The 15,029-nt window shown below is 69.2% G+C and carries 17 protein-coding genes, 1 tRNA gene and 1 pseudogene; 18 read left to right on the forward strand and 1 reads right to left on the reverse strand.

What is annotated here, in order from left to right; all coding sequences use genetic code 11:
- A partial coding sequence (locus EU555_RS32515; RefSeq protein WP_167858734.1) for a TadE/TadG family type IV pilus assembly protein occupies positions 1-213 on the reverse strand: 213 nt, incomplete at its 3' end.
- A gap of 323 nt (positions 214-536) precedes the next feature.
- On the opposite strand from EU555_RS32515, the gene EU555_RS32520 reads away from it, so the two are divergent.
- The 18 genes and pseudogenes from EU555_RS32520 to EU555_RS32600 all read left to right on the forward strand — a co-directional run bounded on the left by EU555_RS32520 (position 537) and on the right by EU555_RS32600 (position 15,023).
- Entirely contained in the window at positions 537-1,397 is an 861-nt protein-coding gene (locus EU555_RS32520) for a hypothetical protein (protein WP_135419480.1), read from the forward strand.
- Between the two features lie 87 nt (positions 1,398-1,484).
- Positions 1,485-1,560, forward strand: a tRNA-Asn gene (locus tag EU555_RS32525).
- 76 nt (positions 1,561-1,636) lie between these two features.
- Positions 1,637-1,891, forward strand: coding sequence for a hypothetical protein (locus EU555_RS32530; RefSeq protein WP_135419481.1), 255 nt, complete (start codon positions 1,637-1,639; stop codon positions 1,889-1,891).
- An 83-nt stretch (positions 1,892-1,974) separates the two neighbouring features.
- Positions 1,975-2,898 carry a site-specific integrase gene (locus tag EU555_RS32535; protein WP_135419482.1) on the forward strand — a complete coding sequence of 308 codons (924 nt, stop codon included), beginning with the start codon at positions 1,975-1,977 and terminating at the stop codon, positions 2,896-2,898.
- 209 nt (positions 2,899-3,107) lie between these two features.
- Positions 3,108-3,176, forward strand: a pseudogene (locus EU555_RS37650) (DUF5681 domain-containing protein); the annotation flags it as partial.
- Positions 3,177-3,401 carry a hypothetical protein gene (locus EU555_RS32540; protein ID WP_245524607.1) on the forward strand — a complete coding sequence of 75 codons (225 nt, stop codon included), beginning with the start codon at positions 3,177-3,179 and terminating at the stop codon, positions 3,399-3,401.
- The gene (locus EU555_RS32545; RefSeq protein ID WP_135419484.1) at positions 3,391-4,689 is read left to right on the forward strand and encodes a PBSX family phage terminase large subunit; all 1,299 of its coding nucleotides are present in this window, start codon (positions 3,391-3,393) and stop codon (positions 4,687-4,689) included. Before EU555_RS32540 ends, EU555_RS32545 begins: the two co-directional genes overlap by 11 nt.
- 21 nt (positions 4,690-4,710) lie before the next feature.
- Entirely contained in the window at positions 4,711-6,672 is a 1,962-nt protein-coding gene (locus EU555_RS32550; RefSeq protein ID WP_245524608.1) for a portal protein, read from the forward strand.
- Between the two features lie 64 nt (positions 6,673-6,736).
- Positions 6,737-7,753 carry a hypothetical protein gene (locus tag EU555_RS32555; protein ID WP_135419485.1) on the forward strand — a complete coding sequence of 339 codons (1,017 nt, stop codon included), beginning with the start codon at positions 6,737-6,739 and terminating at the stop codon, positions 7,751-7,753.
- Between the two features lie 3 nt (positions 7,754-7,756).
- On the forward strand, positions 7,757-7,996 hold the full coding sequence (locus EU555_RS32560; RefSeq protein WP_135419486.1) for a hypothetical protein: 240 nt from the start codon (positions 7,757-7,759) through the stop codon (positions 7,994-7,996).
- Positions 7,997-8,006: 10 nt separating this feature from the next.
- Positions 8,007-9,704, forward strand: coding sequence for a hypothetical protein (locus EU555_RS32565; RefSeq protein WP_135419487.1), 1,698 nt, complete (start codon positions 8,007-8,009; stop codon positions 9,702-9,704).
- Between the two features lie 100 nt (positions 9,705-9,804).
- Positions 9,805-10,023 carry a hypothetical protein gene (locus EU555_RS32570; RefSeq protein ID WP_135419488.1) on the forward strand — a complete coding sequence of 73 codons (219 nt, stop codon included), beginning with the start codon at positions 9,805-9,807 and terminating at the stop codon, positions 10,021-10,023.
- A gap of 193 nt (positions 10,024-10,216) precedes the next feature.
- The gene (locus tag EU555_RS32575) at positions 10,217-10,993 is read left to right on the forward strand and encodes a Crp/Fnr family transcriptional regulator (RefSeq protein WP_245524609.1); all 777 of its coding nucleotides are present in this window, start codon (positions 10,217-10,219) and stop codon (positions 10,991-10,993) included.
- Positions 10,990-11,232, forward strand: coding sequence for a hypothetical protein (locus EU555_RS32580; RefSeq protein ID WP_135413086.1), 243 nt, complete (start codon positions 10,990-10,992; stop codon positions 11,230-11,232). The genes EU555_RS32575 and EU555_RS32580 overlap by 4 nt, the downstream gene beginning before the upstream one ends.
- A gap of 762 nt (positions 11,233-11,994) precedes the next feature.
- The gene (locus EU555_RS32585) at positions 11,995-13,086 is read left to right on the forward strand and encodes a N4-gp56 family major capsid protein (RefSeq protein WP_135419489.1); all 1,092 of its coding nucleotides are present in this window, start codon (positions 11,995-11,997) and stop codon (positions 13,084-13,086) included.
- Positions 13,087-13,166: 80 nt separating this feature from the next.
- Positions 13,167-13,565: a hypothetical protein gene (locus EU555_RS32590; protein WP_135419490.1), complete on the forward strand. Its 399-nt coding sequence runs from the start codon at positions 13,167-13,169 to the stop codon at positions 13,563-13,565.
- Positions 13,566-13,661: 96 nt separating this feature from the next.
- Positions 13,662-14,303 (forward strand): phage adaptor protein, encoded by a 642-nt coding sequence (locus EU555_RS32595; protein WP_135419491.1) that lies wholly within the window; start codon positions 13,662-13,664, stop codon positions 14,301-14,303.
- A gap of 60 nt (positions 14,304-14,363) precedes the next feature.
- Complete coding sequence (locus EU555_RS32600; protein ID WP_135419492.1) at positions 14,364-15,023, forward strand: phage adaptor protein; 660 nt, start codon at positions 14,364-14,366, stop codon at positions 15,021-15,023.
- Positions 15,024-15,029 lie beyond the last annotated feature (6 nt).

The raw sequence follows: 15,029 nt of genomic DNA on the forward strand, positions 1-15,029 counted from the left end.
CTTGAGCATGTTGGCGCCGGCGAGCACGCCGGCATCGACGGCGCTCTGCAACTGCGCCTTGCGGTAGAGCAGGCGGCCGTACTCGACGGCGGCACTCACCGAGCCGAGCAGGATCGGCAGGGCGACCGCGAAGGCGATCAGGAAGACGCCGCTGTCGTTGCGCGCGAAGCTTAGACCCTTTCTACAACTGCGCCTCAACATACGACTACGCATGATTGTATTCAGTGCGGCCCACTTCGAACACTGACGGGCATTATGACTGCTCACACCTAAAGCAAATGCTAATGAAAGAAGCATAAATGAAATAACACTTTATTAGGAATCGGAGTGGAGCCGACGTCCGGCATCCTCCGTCCCCTCATGGCCTACGTCCGCCTCAACGCCAACCGCTTGGGGGCGAGTGCAGATCCTCGCATGGTCAAGCTGATTGGGTTTTGACCTTGGGCCCCAGCAGCAACGCCATCGAAACGCCCTTGACAGTGTCCAAACCGGAGCCGGACCGATGGTGCACAACATAAGCACAAGGGCCGAAGCTGGTGACTCACGCTGCGACGAAGTCCGAGACCCGCAAGACGCCGCCGCTCGTCCCGTACCGGCGCGCCCCATCCACCCGCCAGCGCGGCCCGCGCGGCGACCGCTACGACCGCCGCGAGGCCTACCAGCACGGCGCCGGCCTCGGCCAGCCGGCTCGCCCGCAGGCCATCCCCACCGCCATCGTCGCCATCGACGATCCGCTCGAGCCCGGCAAGCGCCTGCTCGCCACCGTCAATCGCCGCGTCGACATCCTCGAGGACGAGCGCTCGCACGGGCGGATCAGCGTCAGCCAGTACGAGACCGCCCGCCAGGTCCAAGCCGTGTTCGAGCGGGCCACCGGCGCCCGCCTCGGCTCCGGCGGTTGGAACGTCGGCGGGTCCCGTGACCAGACCATCGCGCACGAGCTCGCCATCATCTACGCGATCGAGGACGCCCGGGTGGTCCGCGCCCTCCTCGGCCGGGTCGAGAAGGCTGTCGGCACCGTCGGCGCCCGGTTCCTGAAGTCGGTCCTGGCCGATCGCCAGACCTTCGCGCAGGCGGCCGAGGCCCGCGGCAAGGCCGGCGAGCGCGGCACCAGCCAGGTCGCCGCCCACTTCCGCATCCTCCTCGAGGGCCTGGACGAGGCGTTCGCCTCCAACGGCCTCGTGCGCGAGATCGAGAGCTTCTTCCGCACCCCCGACACCGGCGAGGAGACCGATGCCCGCGGCACCGTCGTGCCGGCCGGCCACGGTCACGCCTGGGGCGTCGATCAGGCTCGGTATGCGGCGCACATGAACGAGGAGGCCGCCGGGCTCGCCGAACCGACTCGGCCGCGGTGGGATCGGGTAGCGGCGAACCGGCGGCGCGTGTCGCACGAGCGTTGACCCGACGGGCAAAAGCCTGCACAAAGCCATCGTCACGAGACGCACGCCCGGAGCCGCAAGGCGCCCGGGCGTTTTGCTGTCTCCCGGTGGAATGTAGCTCAGTCGGTAGAGCACTGCCCTGTTAAGGCGAGGGTCGCAGGTTCGAGCCCTGCCGTTCCAGCCAACCTCTTGAACCCTGCCGGCCCAGCGCTGTTCTCCGCGAAGACGCGACCGGCCACCTGTGTCATGATCGGTCCCCGATGAGCGCCCACGCGATCGCCACCAAGATCCGCGACGAGGTCCGGGCCTTCCGGCGCCGCGAGCGCTTCTGTGATCAGGCCGCCTACCTCGAGAGCAAGGACGCGCACTGCCAGCGCATCAACGGGCTGGTCGACGACCTGATGCGCGCCATCGGGACGCCGGCGCCGCTGTCGATGCGGCCGGGCCCGCGCTTCCTCGGCCGGCGGTCCATCCAGGTCGTGATGCGCGACGCGCCGATGGCGAAGCGGGCCTGATCCCAGGTCACCATAACCGCCGTTCTCGATGGGAAATCGGGCCCCTGCCCCGTTTCCGATAATCGCCGTTCCTGGAACGCTCGATGACCTCTCTGCCGGTGCCGGTCGCACCGGCGAAAGTCGTTGAACTCCAGGACCATCTCGCCTCCGCAGCGGCCTACGCGCTCGCCGAAAAGAGCGATGCGACGCGCCGCGCCTACGCCTCGGACTTCGCCGACTTCGCGGCCTGGTGCCGGGGCATGAGCACCGACCCTCTGCCGGCCTCGGTCGCCACCGCCGCGGCCTACCTCGCCAGCCTCGCCGACCGCGGGCTGAAGGCCTCCACGATCACCCGGCGCGCCGCCGCGATCGGCTACGCGCACCGCCGCGCCGGCCACGAGCCGCCGACCAACGCCGAACCGGTCCGGGCGGTGCTCAAGGGGATCCGCCGCCGCCTCGGCGTCGCGGTCGAGCGCAAGGCGCCGGCCACCGCCCGGGCGATCGGCGCCATGCTGAAGAAGGTACCGGACACCCGGGAGGGCAAGCGCGACCGCGCGCTGCTGCTGATCGGCTTCGCGGCGGCCCTGCGCCGCTCCGAACTCGTCGGCCTGGTTGTCGAGGATCTGGAGCGGACGCCGGACGGCATCTTCGTCCACATCCGCCGGTCGAAGACCGACCAGGAGGGCGAGGGCCACACCGTCGCCATCCCGCGCGGCGGCAAGCTCCGGCCGGTCGAGGCGCTCGAGGACTGGCTCGCCGCCTCGGGCATCCGCTCCGGCCGCATCTTCGACCTGACCGACCGCAGCGTCGCGAACATCGTGAAGCGCTACGCCGAGGCCGCCAAGCTCGATCCGGCGACCTTCTCCGGCCACTCGCTGCGCGCCGGCTTCGTCACCTCGGCCCTCGAGGCGGGCGCCGACCTCCTGAAGGTCATGGATGTCACCCGCCACCGCGAGGTGAAGACCCTCAAGGCCTACGACCGCCGGGCGAAGGCCTTCAAGAACCACGCCGGGAAGGGATTCCTCTGATGCTCGCCCTCCTCATGCGCATGCTGCGCGGCCGGCCGCCTGCGCCTCCGCCCGCCTCGCCCGTCAGCGTGATCCGGCGTGGCGTGGTGCTCTCGCAGGGCTGCGGTCGATGATGTCGGCCGAGCGCCTTGCCTTCCTCCTGCTGCTCCAGCGCCAGCACTTCGACGGGCTCGCGCATCGGCTGGGGCGCTGAGAACAAGGTCCGAACAATGGCGTTCCTACCTGGGCAGTCCGGCAATCCGGGCGGTCGGCCGAAGGCCGTGCACCGCGTCCGGGACTTGGCGCGCGAGCGCACCGAGGACGCGATCGACGTCCTGGTGGCGATCATGCGCGACGAGGGCGCGCCGTCGGCCGCGCGCGTCTCCGCCGCCACGGCGATCCTCGATCGCGGCTACGGCAAGCCGACACAGCCGCTCGCCGGCGAGGGAGAGGATGGCGAGGGCGGCGGCGCCCCGATCGGCCTGACCGTCCAGTTCATCCGCCCGACCTTGGATGCAGGTTGAGTTCCCGGAGCGGCTCGCCTTCCTGTTCGAGCCGGCCCGGTACAAGATCGCGTATGGGGGCCGCGGCGGCGCGAAGTCGTGGGGGTTCGCCCGCGCGCTCCTGATCCTGGGCGCCCAGCGTCCGCTCCGGGTGCTCTGCTGTCGCGAGTTCCAGAACTCCATCGCCGAGTCGGCGCACGCGCTGCTCTCGCAGCAGGTCGACCTGCTCGGCCTGTCGTCCCGGTACGAGGTGCAGGACAAGCGCATCCTTGGCGTGACCGGGACCGAGTTCATCTTCAAGGGCCTCCGGCACAACATCGCCTCGGTGAAGTCGACCGAGGGCGTGGATGTGGCCTGGGTCGAGGAGGCCCGCACCGTCTCGAAGACGAGTTGGGACACGCTGATCCCGACCATCCGCAAGCCGGGCTCCGAGATCTGGATCTCGTTCAACCCGGAACTCGAAGAGGACGAGACCTACCGGCGGTTCGTGAAGACCCCGCCGACCGGCGCCGTGGTGGTCAAGATCGGCTGGCGGGACAATCCCTGGTTCCCGGAGGTGCTGAAGCAGGAGGCGTTGGACCTCCTCGCCCGAGACCCGGCCGCCTACGCGACGGTCTGGGACGGCCACTGCAAGGTGGTGCTGGACGGCGCGATCTACGCCAACGAGATCCTGGCGGCCACGAAGGCCGGGCGGTTCACGAAGGTGCCGCACGACGCCTCGAAGCCCGTGCACACGTTCTGGGACCTCGGTCGGGCCGACAAGACGTCCATCTGGTTCGCGCAGATGGTCGGGCTCGAGTTCCGGCTGATCGACTTCTACGAGAACCGCGGCCACCCGCTCGGCCACTACCTCGGCGTGCTCGCGGAGCGGCAGGCGGCCAAGGGCTACGCCTACGGGGAGCACTGGCTGCCGCACGACGCGCAGAACGAGCTCCTGGCCTCCCGCCGGACCATCGAACAGCAGATGTGGGACGCCGGGCACCGGGTCCGCATCGTGCCGCGGCTGACCGTCGCCGCCGGCATCGAGGCCGCCCGCAAGCTGTTCGACCGCTGCTGGTTCGACGAGGAGGCCTGCGCCGACGGCATCCAGGCGCTGCGGAACTACCGCTACGACGTCGACCCTGACACCGGCCAGTTCTCGAACCGGCCGCTGCACGACGGCTTCAGCCACGCGGCCGACGCCTTCCGGTACTTCGCCGTCGGCATCGCCGAGCCCCGGCCGGAGGCAGTGCCCTCCAACGCCCCGAACGACCGCTATGCGCGCCGCCGCCGCGAGCAGGCCCGGCCGAGCGGCTCGGGCTACGTCTGACCCCATCCGAGGATCCGCCGCGTGAGCGAGACCGAGACCGACCAGGACGCGCCGGGCGCGGATGAGACGGCGCGCCTCGAGCGCGACGCGCTCCTGCGCAAGATCATGGCCTGGTACCGCACGGACCGCGACGCCTCCTCGCGCTGGCGCAAGGAGGCGCGGCTCGACTACGATTTCGCCGCCGGCCACCAGTGGAGCGACCAGGACCTCGCCATCCTGCGCGAGCAGGGCCGGCCGCCGGTCACCTTCAACCGCATCCTGCCGGTGCTGAAGGCGGTGGCGGGCAGCGAGGTCAACTCGCGCCAGGACATCCAGTACCTCCCCCGGGAGATCGGCGATTCCGCCCTCAACGAGGTGCTGACCGAGGCCGGCCGCTACCTCAGCCAGGAGGCGCAGGCCGAAGACGAGGAGAGCGACGCCTTCGTCGACCTCGCCACCTGCGGGCTCGGCTGCGTCGAGATGCGGCTCGACTATGAGGTGAACCCCGACGGCGCCTACGTCGAGGACCGGGTCGACCCGCTCGAGATGGTCTGGGACGCGAGCGCGCGGAAGCGCAACCTCGACGACGCCCGCCGGATCTTCCGGGCGAAGACGATGGACCTCGCCGAAGCCGAGGCCATGTTCCCGGACGCCGATCCGGAGGACCTGGATGCGGCCTGGGCCGAGGACCGGGACGAGGCGCCCCACCGGCAGATCCAGCCGGGCGAGCACCGCTCCGACCGCGAGCGCTCGGCAGAATACGGCACGCGCCGCGTCACCATCGTGGAGGTGCAGTGGTTCGAGCGGGTGCGCGTCGTCCTCGTCGGCGATCCGGCCACCGGCCAGATGCAGGAGATGGACGAGGCGACCGCGGCGACGGTGCAGCGCCGCGCCGCCGTGCTCGGGATGCCGGACCTGCCGACCTTCGGCCGCATGAAGCGGGTCTACAGGCGGGCCTTCGTCGGCAACGTGGTGCTGGAGGTGACCGACGGACCGGCCGGTGATCGGTTCTCGTACGCGTTCATGACCGGCGACCGCGACGTGCCGCGCGTGGGCGGATGGTTCGGCCTGGTGCGCCCGATGCGTGAGCCGCAGCGGTTCGCCAACGCCTGGCTCGGCCAGACGCTCGACATGCTGAACCGGCAGGCCAAGGGCGGGCTGCTGATGGAGAAGGCCGCGGTCCCGGACCAAACCGAGTTCGAGGCGAGCTACGGGAAGCCTGGCGCCGTGTCGTGGGTCGAGGATGGCGCGCTGCGCTCCGGCGCCATCAAGGAGAAGCCGCTCCCACAACTCCCGGCCGGCCACTTCCAGCTCATGGAGTTCGCGATCAGCAGCATCAGGGACTCGTCGGGCGTGAACCTCGAGCTGCTCGGCATGAAGTCGAACGACCAGGCGGGCGTGCTGGAGTACCAGCGCAAGCAGGCCGCGCTCACCATCCTGGCGACGCTGTTCGACGCGCTCCGGCGGGCCCGCAAGCATATCGGGCGCGTGCGGCTCTTCTTCATCCAGAACTTCCTCTCCGACGGCCGCCTGGTGCGGATTGCCGGCGACGGCGCCCAACGCGTGATCCCGCTCGTGCGCGACGTCACGGCCGGCGAGTACGACGTGGTGATCGACGACGCGCCGACCTCGCCGAACCAGAAGGAGGTCGTGTGGCAGACCTTCACGGGCATCTTCCCGGTGATCAAGGACCTGATCACCCCGCAGGTGCTCATCGAGATCCTGCCCTACTCGCCGTTCCCCGACAGCTTCGTCGCCAAGATGCGCGACCTGCTGGCGAGCCAGGGCGCTGACCCGCAGGCCGAGCAGCAGCGCCAGATCGGCATGCAGACGGCCATCGCGAAGATCCAGGACCTCACCGCCGGGGCGAACCTGAAGAACGCCAAGGCGGGCCGTGAGCAGGCCCTCGCCCACCAGGACGCGGCGCACGCTGCCGTCGCACAGATGACTGCGCTCGCGGGGCCGCCGCAGCCGGCGCAGCCCGGGTTCGCGCCCGCGGCCTGACCCTTCCGCCCGCCGGCGGCGTCACGCCGGCTCCGTCCCATCACGTCACGAGGACCGCACCCCCATGGATCCCGAGAACACCGACCTGAGCACCGGCGACGACTTCACGCCCGAGGAGGCCGCCGCCTTCGCGGCCATGGAGCGCGGCGAAGAGCCGGGTAGCGCCGCCGGGGCCGAGCCGCCCGCGAGCGAACCGGTCGCCCAGCCCGCGGCCGCCGCACAGCCCGGCGAGGTCGCCCCCGATCAGGTCGTCGATCCCGAGGACGAGGGCGCGGACGATCCGGAGGCCAACAAGGGCCGGTTCGTGCGGCACGGCGCGTTCCACCGCGAGCGCTCGCTCCGCAAGGAGCTGCAGACGCAGAACGCGCAGCTGCTCGACCGCCTGACCCGCGGCGAGGAACGCATGCGCATCCTCACCGAGGCCATGCGCGCTGCCCCGCAGGTCCAGCCGCAGCCGGGTCAGCCTCAGGCGCCGGCCGCGCCTCCGAACCCGGAGGAGGACATCTTCGGCTACGCCAAGCACCTCGAGGCGCAGCTCGCCGAGCTTCGGCAGGGCCAGCAGCAGATGACCGAGGCGCAGCGGCAGGAGCGCGAGTTCAACGACACGGTCGGCAGCTACCGGGCCGATATCGCCCGGTTCGCCCAGGCCGAGCCCTCCTTCGCGGACGCCTACCAGCACCTCATCAACAGCCGGGCACAGGAACTCGCCTACGCGGGCGTGCCGCAGGCGGAGATCAGCCGCACGATCCAGGCCGACGAGTTCGCCCTGGTGCGGGCCTCCCTCGCCTCCGGCGTGTCGCCGGCCGAGCGCGTGTTCCAACTCGCCAAGCTCCGCGGGTTCGCCCCGAAGGCGGCCGAGCCGCCCGCCGCGAGCGCCACCGCCGCGCCGCCGCCCGAGTCCGCGACCGACCGGGCCGCACGCCTCGCCGCCGGCCAGAACGCCGCCCGCAGCCTCTCCGGCGCCGGCGGAGCGCCCGCCGCCGAGATGAGGCTGGAGCGCCTGGCCGAGATGTCCGAGGCCGAGTTCGAGGCCTATGCGGCCAAGAACCCGCGGCGCCTCGCTGCGCTGATGGGAGGCTGATCGATGCCAGCCCCCGGCCTGCGAACGACCGCTCGCCCCATCACCCCCGGCACTCGCGTCTCGAGCGGCGGCGGGTTCGTCATCGCGTGCGACACCGCCGGCTACGTCAGGGTCATCATGTTCGATGGCACCACCCTCGACGTCTATGCCGGCGTCGGGACAGCCGAGTTCTCCGGCTACGCGATCGTCGGCGTCGACGCGGCGGGAACGACCGCGACCGCGCGCGTCACCGTCGTCGACTGAGGTGCGTCCCATGAAGCGATTTCTGGTCCTCGCCCTCGGCGCTGCGCTGATCTCCAGCGCCGCTCACGCGGAGATGCGCACCCCATTCACGAACCCGGGCGGGATCGTGAGCGATGTGTCGGGAACGAGCGTCACCCCGCCCGGTGCCGCGACGCGCACGCTCGCAGCCCGCGCGGCCGACGCCTTGAGCGTCATGGATTACGGCGCGTTCTGTGATGGGCAGTCCCATCCGCTTTCGGGCCGGTTCGGCAGCCTCGCGGCGGCACAGGCCGTCTACCCGGCCGCGGTCGCGCTGACGGACGAGTTCGACTGGGTCGCGACCCAGACCGCCGCCAACGCGATGCCGGCCACCGCTCCGAGTCGCCTCATCTTCGGGCGCGGCAAGTGCCTGCTCAACCGAGACGTGACCTTGCCGCTTGGCCAGCGCCAGGTGCTCGGCGGCGGCTCCGGGACGACGGAGATCCGGTTCACCGGCGGGTCGAAGGGCTTCGCCTTCGAGAACGCCGGGACCGCGGATCTCCTCGTCGTCGGCGGTATGGCGGTCAGCACGTCGCAGGCTGGCGTGGGTCGCTACCTCACGGTCTCGTTCGCCGGCACGGCGGCCTCGACGCAGCAGCTCGTGCAGCGCGACGTCAGGGTCACGGCCGACGGGACCGGCTGGTTCGAGGCGGCCGACGTCCTCACGAACGTGCGCTCGCCGCTGTACGAGGGTGTGTTCGTGACCGGCTCGTTCTCGTCGCCGCCGATGAACGCCGCGCATCGCTACCGCGGCACGACGACAGACATCCGGCACGTCGGCGGCATGGTGCTGACGGCTGTCGCGGCGCACGACATCGGCGAGCTATGCGAGGGTTTGGCGACGACCGGTCACATCATCATCGACGCCGACTACGGCGTGCTCGCCACCTTCCCGGCCGGTAAACCATGGGTAGAATTCACAGGCGGCCAGGTCAGCGCGTACAAGAGCTTCGTGAAAGGCACGAACATCAAGCAGCTGCACGTGAAGGGCGGCACCCACTACGCGGCGAATTACCGTCCGGAACGGATGACGGGGTATATCGGCTTTGATCTGTCGGGCGCCGACACCCGCAACGTCCTGATCCAGGGCGCCTATTTCCAGGGCGACGGCTACACCGGGACCAAGGCGCTACTGAACGCCGCGAACGGGGCCTACGGCTTGGTGATGGGCAATCAGGTGTCGGGTTTCGACAGCGCCTGGACGCTCGGGGCCAACACGAACGGGTGGCAAGTCCGGGTCAACCAGTATTTGTCGGTCACGACCCCCTGGGCAGACAGTGGAACGTACAATTTCCATGAGTTTGCCAGCTTCGATGGAACGGCACGCACCGTCGTCGGCTCCGGCAGCTTCGTCGAAGACTTGCAAGGCGGGAGTGCCGCGACGCTGCGGCTGACCGACAGGGGCTCGACGGCGAACAACAAGATCGTCGCATTCTTGAACGACGACGGAACGCTCTACATCCGGCGCGTGGCCGACGACGGCAGCGCCAGCAGCAACATCCTGACGGGCACCTCCGGCGGCATCCAGATCGGCGGCACGTTCTCCGGCAACTCGCCGTTCCGGGTCGGCTACGGCGCCGCCGGCGGCATCTACGTCTACGACACCGCGTCGTCGGGCCAGAAGCAGGTCACCTTCGGTGCCACCGACAGCGCCGGCACTGGCTTCAAGACGCTGCGCGTGCCAAACTGACCATGTATGCGCAAAACGCGATCAGCTTGGCTGTGCGAATGGCTGCTGAGGGTGGAAAGCAGACGCCCCCGAGCCGGGTCACCCCTGCTACGATGTGCCGATGCGCAAAGGCGAGACCGCACTCAGGATGGTCCACCGGCACGTCGAAGTCGGCGCGCGGCTCATCGCGAAGCAGCGCGCCCTCATCGCTCGCTTGCGACAGCGGGATTTACCGACCGAGCAGGCGGAGGCGCTTCTGATCCTCTTCGAGGACGTTCAGCGTCAGCATGAGGAGCATCTTGCTCCTCTCGGATTGCCTGGAAGGGAAGCGCCCGCTTGAGGTGGGTAGAAGCCATTCATGCCGCCCGCCGAAATTTGGAGCCGCCACAGAGTAAAGTCCGCTGTAAACGCTTGGCTCCCGCCAAAAAAATTCGTGCGCCGGTCAATCCATGTTCCTTGAAAAAATTAGCCTGTGATCCAGATCCATCCTATCATCGACGGATCCGAGACAGGTGTCGATAGCCGGGAGAGCCGTGCGCTTCCACCTGCAAACGCAAGGGGGAGTCGCGATGGCCCCCGTACCGAACCACTCCATAGACATGCTGATCCGCAAGCTGGAGAACATCGCGCGGCTGTCCGACGAGGAGAAGAATGCGATCAGGCATCTGCCCGTGACGGTCAGGCCCTTGAATGCAGGGCAGGACATCGTGCGCGAGAAGGACCGCCCGTCGCAGTGCTGCCTCCTCCTGGAGGGCTGGGCCTGCCGCTACCAGATCCTCGGCAAGGGCAAGCGCCAGATCTTCTCGTTCCACATCCCGGGCGACATCCCCGACCTCCAGAGCCTGCACCTGAAGGTGATGGATCACAGCGTCTGCACGCAGTCTCAGGCCACGGTGGCATTCATCCCGCACGAGGCGCTGCTCGAACTGACAGCCGCCTTCCCTGGCATCGCGGCGATCCTCTGGCGCGACACGCTCGTGGACGGGGCGATGTTCCGGGAGTGGATGGTCGGGATGGGTCGGCGCACGGCCACTCAGGCGATTGCGCACCTGTTCTGCGAGATGTACGCCAAGCTTGAGGCCGTGGGGCTCGCGCGAGATCACGCCTATCGACTGCCGCTCACGCAGGCAGATCTCGGCCATGCGCTCGGGCTGTCGAACGTCCACATCAACCGTGTGCTGAAGGAATTGCGCGGCAAGGGATGGATCACGCTGCAAGGCGGCAGGCTGGAGATCAACGGCTGGCAGGAACTCGCCCACCTGTGTGACTTTGATCCCACGTACCTGCATCTGGAACGCCGCGCAGCATGAGCCTTCACCTTCAGCCGGTACCGATCGCGACGGACAGCAACGATGCAGAGAGCCAGTTGGTGTTTGCCGATGGCTTCCTGGTGGCGGTGCTGGTGCGCCTCTCTGACGATCACGGGGACGAGGCAGGCATGTGGTTCCTGGAGGCGGGGTTCGGCCGGGTTGATGACCCAAGCCAGCCGAAGTTCGCCGACCTGGACGAGGCGCAGGCGTGGATCCAGCGCCGACTGGATGGCGGCTGATCCTCGTCCCGAGTCGCCGCGCGGGACCGTCATCGGGGTTCCGAGACCGGAGGCCATCGTGCATCCAGATGAACCCGCTCGCAGCGAGGGCGAGGTGAGCATCGGACAGGTTGTTGAGCTGCTAGGCTCTTTGATCGAAGAGGGACTGCAATGCCATGTCGCGGTCCGTCGTGGAACACCATCGACCGTGACGGTGATTGTGCGGGATCTCTCCCATGCTCTTACCGATCGCATCTGCGCCCGACTTCGCACGTTGGACGCGACGATCTCCGTGATCGAAGACCCGTCTACCGGGTAGGCGGCGGGGCGGGATCCTCGGTGCTGGGACTAAGGCTCAGTCAGCTTGAACGCGCGAAGGGCTGCTGAGGATCGAAAGCAGCTCCCCGCATAGCTAAGCTGATTGGGTTTTTACCCGAGACCCTGGGCCTTGATGGGGCCCGGGGAGCCTTGACCCGACGGGCGAAGTCCCGCAGAACCCTACCGTCGCCAGCGCTGTGAGGCTCGCCCGAGCCGCCGTAGGCACACCCCGCCAGTTTCGAGCGATCGCGCGCTGAAGCGCCCTCACGGGTCCTCGGCGCGCGTCCGCTCGCTCCGCCCGGTCCCCGTCACGGACCCGCCCGGCCGCGTCACGGCCTTCGCCTGAGCCCCGTCATCGGCTCCCGCTCACACCCGTCCCCACGGTCACCGGGGCTTGGGCTCCGTCCGCCCGCGACGTGACGCGAAGCACCCCCACGGACTCCACTCCTCTCCGGGAAAGCCCCCATGTCCTATACCGCCTACGGTCAGAACGACCCGTTGGCCGTGAAGCTCTGGTCCAAGAAGCTCGCGGTCGAAGCCAACAAGTCCATCGACATCGATCCGCTCATCGGCGAGTCGGATGGATCCATCATCCAGGTCAAGAACGAGACCAAGAAGGGGAACGGCGACCAGATCACCTTCGGGCTGCGCATGCAGCTCACCGGCGACGGCTTCTCCTCGTCCGACGTGGCCGAGGGCAACGGCGAGCAGCTCGGCACCAACTCGGACAAGGTGACGATCGACGAGCTCGGCCACGTCGTCGGCTGCAAGAGCGAGAACTCCATCGACGCGCAGCGCGTGCCCTTCAACCTGCGGGAGCAGGCGCGGGCCGGCCTGGCGGACTGGTTCCAGACCCGCAAGACCCGGATCTTCTTCAGCCACGTGTGCGGCGCGACGCCGATCAACGCGAAGGGCCGGAAGTTCACGGGCAACAACCCGATCACCGCCCCGTCCACCGGACGCATCCTGCGCCCGAACGGCCGCGCCAACGACGCCGCCCTCGTCGCAGGCGACATCTTCACCCTCGACCTGATCGACCGCGCCGTCGAACTCGCCAAGACCGGCGGCCAGAACGGCAAGGTCATGATCCGGCCCGTCATCGTCGACGGGCAGAAGATGTACGTCATGTACCTGCATTCCACGCAGGTCACGTCGATGCGCACCAACACCGCGGCGGGCCAGTGGCTCGACATCCAGAAGGCCGCGATGGCGGGCATGCAGTCCGCGAAGTCGCCGATCTTCTCGGGCGCGCTCGGCGTCTACAACAACGTCGTGCTCCGCGAGGCGCAGGACGTCGCGCAGGGCGTCTCGGCCGACGGTCTCTCCTTCGTGGCCAACACCCGCCGGGCCGTGCTGCTCGGCGCGCAGGCGGCCACGATCGCCTACGGCAAGGGCGGCGGCAGCGAGACCTACCGCTGGAACGAGGAGCTGCTCGACCACAAGCGGAACCTCGAGGTCTCGGCCTGGGCGATCTGGGGCGTCAAGAAGACGACCTACAACGGCGACGACTTCGGCTGCGTTGTCGTCCCGACCTACGCCAAGCCCGCCGACGCCTGATCCCTGGTCCCTCGCTGACCCGGCGCGCGGTCCCTGCGGCTGCGCGCCCGTCTCCACCCCGATCCTGAGAAGGGCCCGACATGGCCACCAACGTCGCCCCGGTGCAGCCGTCGGCTCGCGAGTACCGCGAGCAGGAGCTGCACTACGTCCGCAAGACCGTCTCGTTCTCCGATGCCGCCTTCACCATGCCGGCCTCGCTGCCGGCCGGCGCGCTCATCACCCGCACGCTGATCCTCGTCGAGACCGCGTTCACCGGCGGCACCTCGCCCTCGCTGACCCTCGGCACCACCGTCGGCGGCACCGACCTCGTGGCCGCGGCCGACTCCGTCGCCGGCACCGCGGGCGCCAAGCGGCCCGACACCGCGTCGGTGAAGGGCCGGCTCGCCGTCGACACGCCGATCTACGGTGCGGTCAACGGCGGCCCGACCGCGGGCGTCGCCACCATCGTGTTCGAGTACGCCCCGAACAACGACGGCTGATGCACCCGGCGTTCTGGCTGCTGCACGCCGGCGCCGCCCTGCTGACGGCGGCGCCCACCGCCCCGCCGTCGCCCCCGATGCCTGAGAGCCCACCCGATGCCCGACCCGAAGGGGAACCCGACGCTCCTCGACCTCATCGAGGAGATCGAGGACGACATCGAGCGCGCCGACCTCAACCGCCAGGTCCGCATCGCCGTTGACCGGGCCATCCGGCACTACCAGCCGGAGCGGTTCGGCTTCAACGAGCGGGTCCTGACCTTCGTCACGATGCCGGGCGTGGACGTCTACGCCGGCGGGGATCTCGGGGAGATCGCGGACCTCTACGCGGTCGACACGCTGGTGCTGATCCAGAACGACCAGCCCTGGCCGCTCCGGCGCGTGCCGGAGTCCGACATCGAGACCCGGCAGGACGCGGCGTCCCTCGCGCAGCCCTGCCGGTTCTCGTTCTTCGATCGGTCCATCCGCCTCGATCCGGTGCCGGATGCCGCCTACACGATGCGGCTGACGGGCCACGTGAAGATCGCCGCACCGGCGACCGACGACGCCACATCGCCGTGGGTGGACGAGGCCGGCACGCTGATCGCCGCCTGGGCCAAGCGCCACCTCGCGCAGAACAGCCTGCGCAACCCCGCCATGGCGCAGATCCAGGACGGGGCCGTCCGCCAGGCCTTCAACGAACTCCGCGGCCGGGCCAACCGCGCCGCCTCCGCCGGCGTCATCCGCGCCTGGTCGCTCTGAGCGCGCCCGCCGGCCCGAGGACGCCCTCGCCCCTCCTTCAGACCCGCCCGGAGATCTCCCATGGCCCTGCCCGCCATCACCGATTACGACAGCCTCCTCGAGAACGCCGCCGACTACATCGCGCGCAACGACCTCGACCCCTACTTCCAGACCTTCGTGCAGCTGACCGAGAAGCGGCTCAACTCCGCGCTCAAGGTCCCGGGCATGGAGGCGATCGCGACCGTCAATCTCGACGGCACGTCGCTCGCCGGTACCATCCCGGTCGACTACGTCGAGTGGATCTCGGTGGTGTGGCACGCCGCGAGCAACGGCCCGTCGCAGCGCCTGCGCTACGTCGAGCCGAACAGCCCGGAGTTCACCTACCGGCACCGCCCTAACGGCAACCCGCAGTATTACACGGTCCTGGCGGGCGCCGTGCGCCTCGCCCCGTCGCGGGCCGGCTCGGTCGAAGTCGCCTATTACAAGACCATCCCGGGCCTCACCCCGGACAACCAGACGAACTGGCTGATCCAGAAGGCGCCGCAGCTCTACCTCTACGGCGTGCTCGCCGAGGCCTACTCGTTCCAGAAGGACGAGCAGAACTCGAACGCCTGGCTGCAGCGCTCGGACGAGCGGCTGATGAAGTTCATCAACGAGTCCAACTCGGGCAAGGTCGGCCGCCGGGCCGAGCGCAAGGCCGAGGAGGAGGCCGAGGTCGTGGCCGCCAAGGCGCTGAACTGAGCCTGA

This window comes from Methylobacterium nonmethylotrophicum (assembly GCF_004745635.1).
Taxonomy (GTDB): Bacteria; Pseudomonadota; Alphaproteobacteria; order Rhizobiales; family Beijerinckiaceae; genus Methylobacterium; species Methylobacterium nonmethylotrophicum.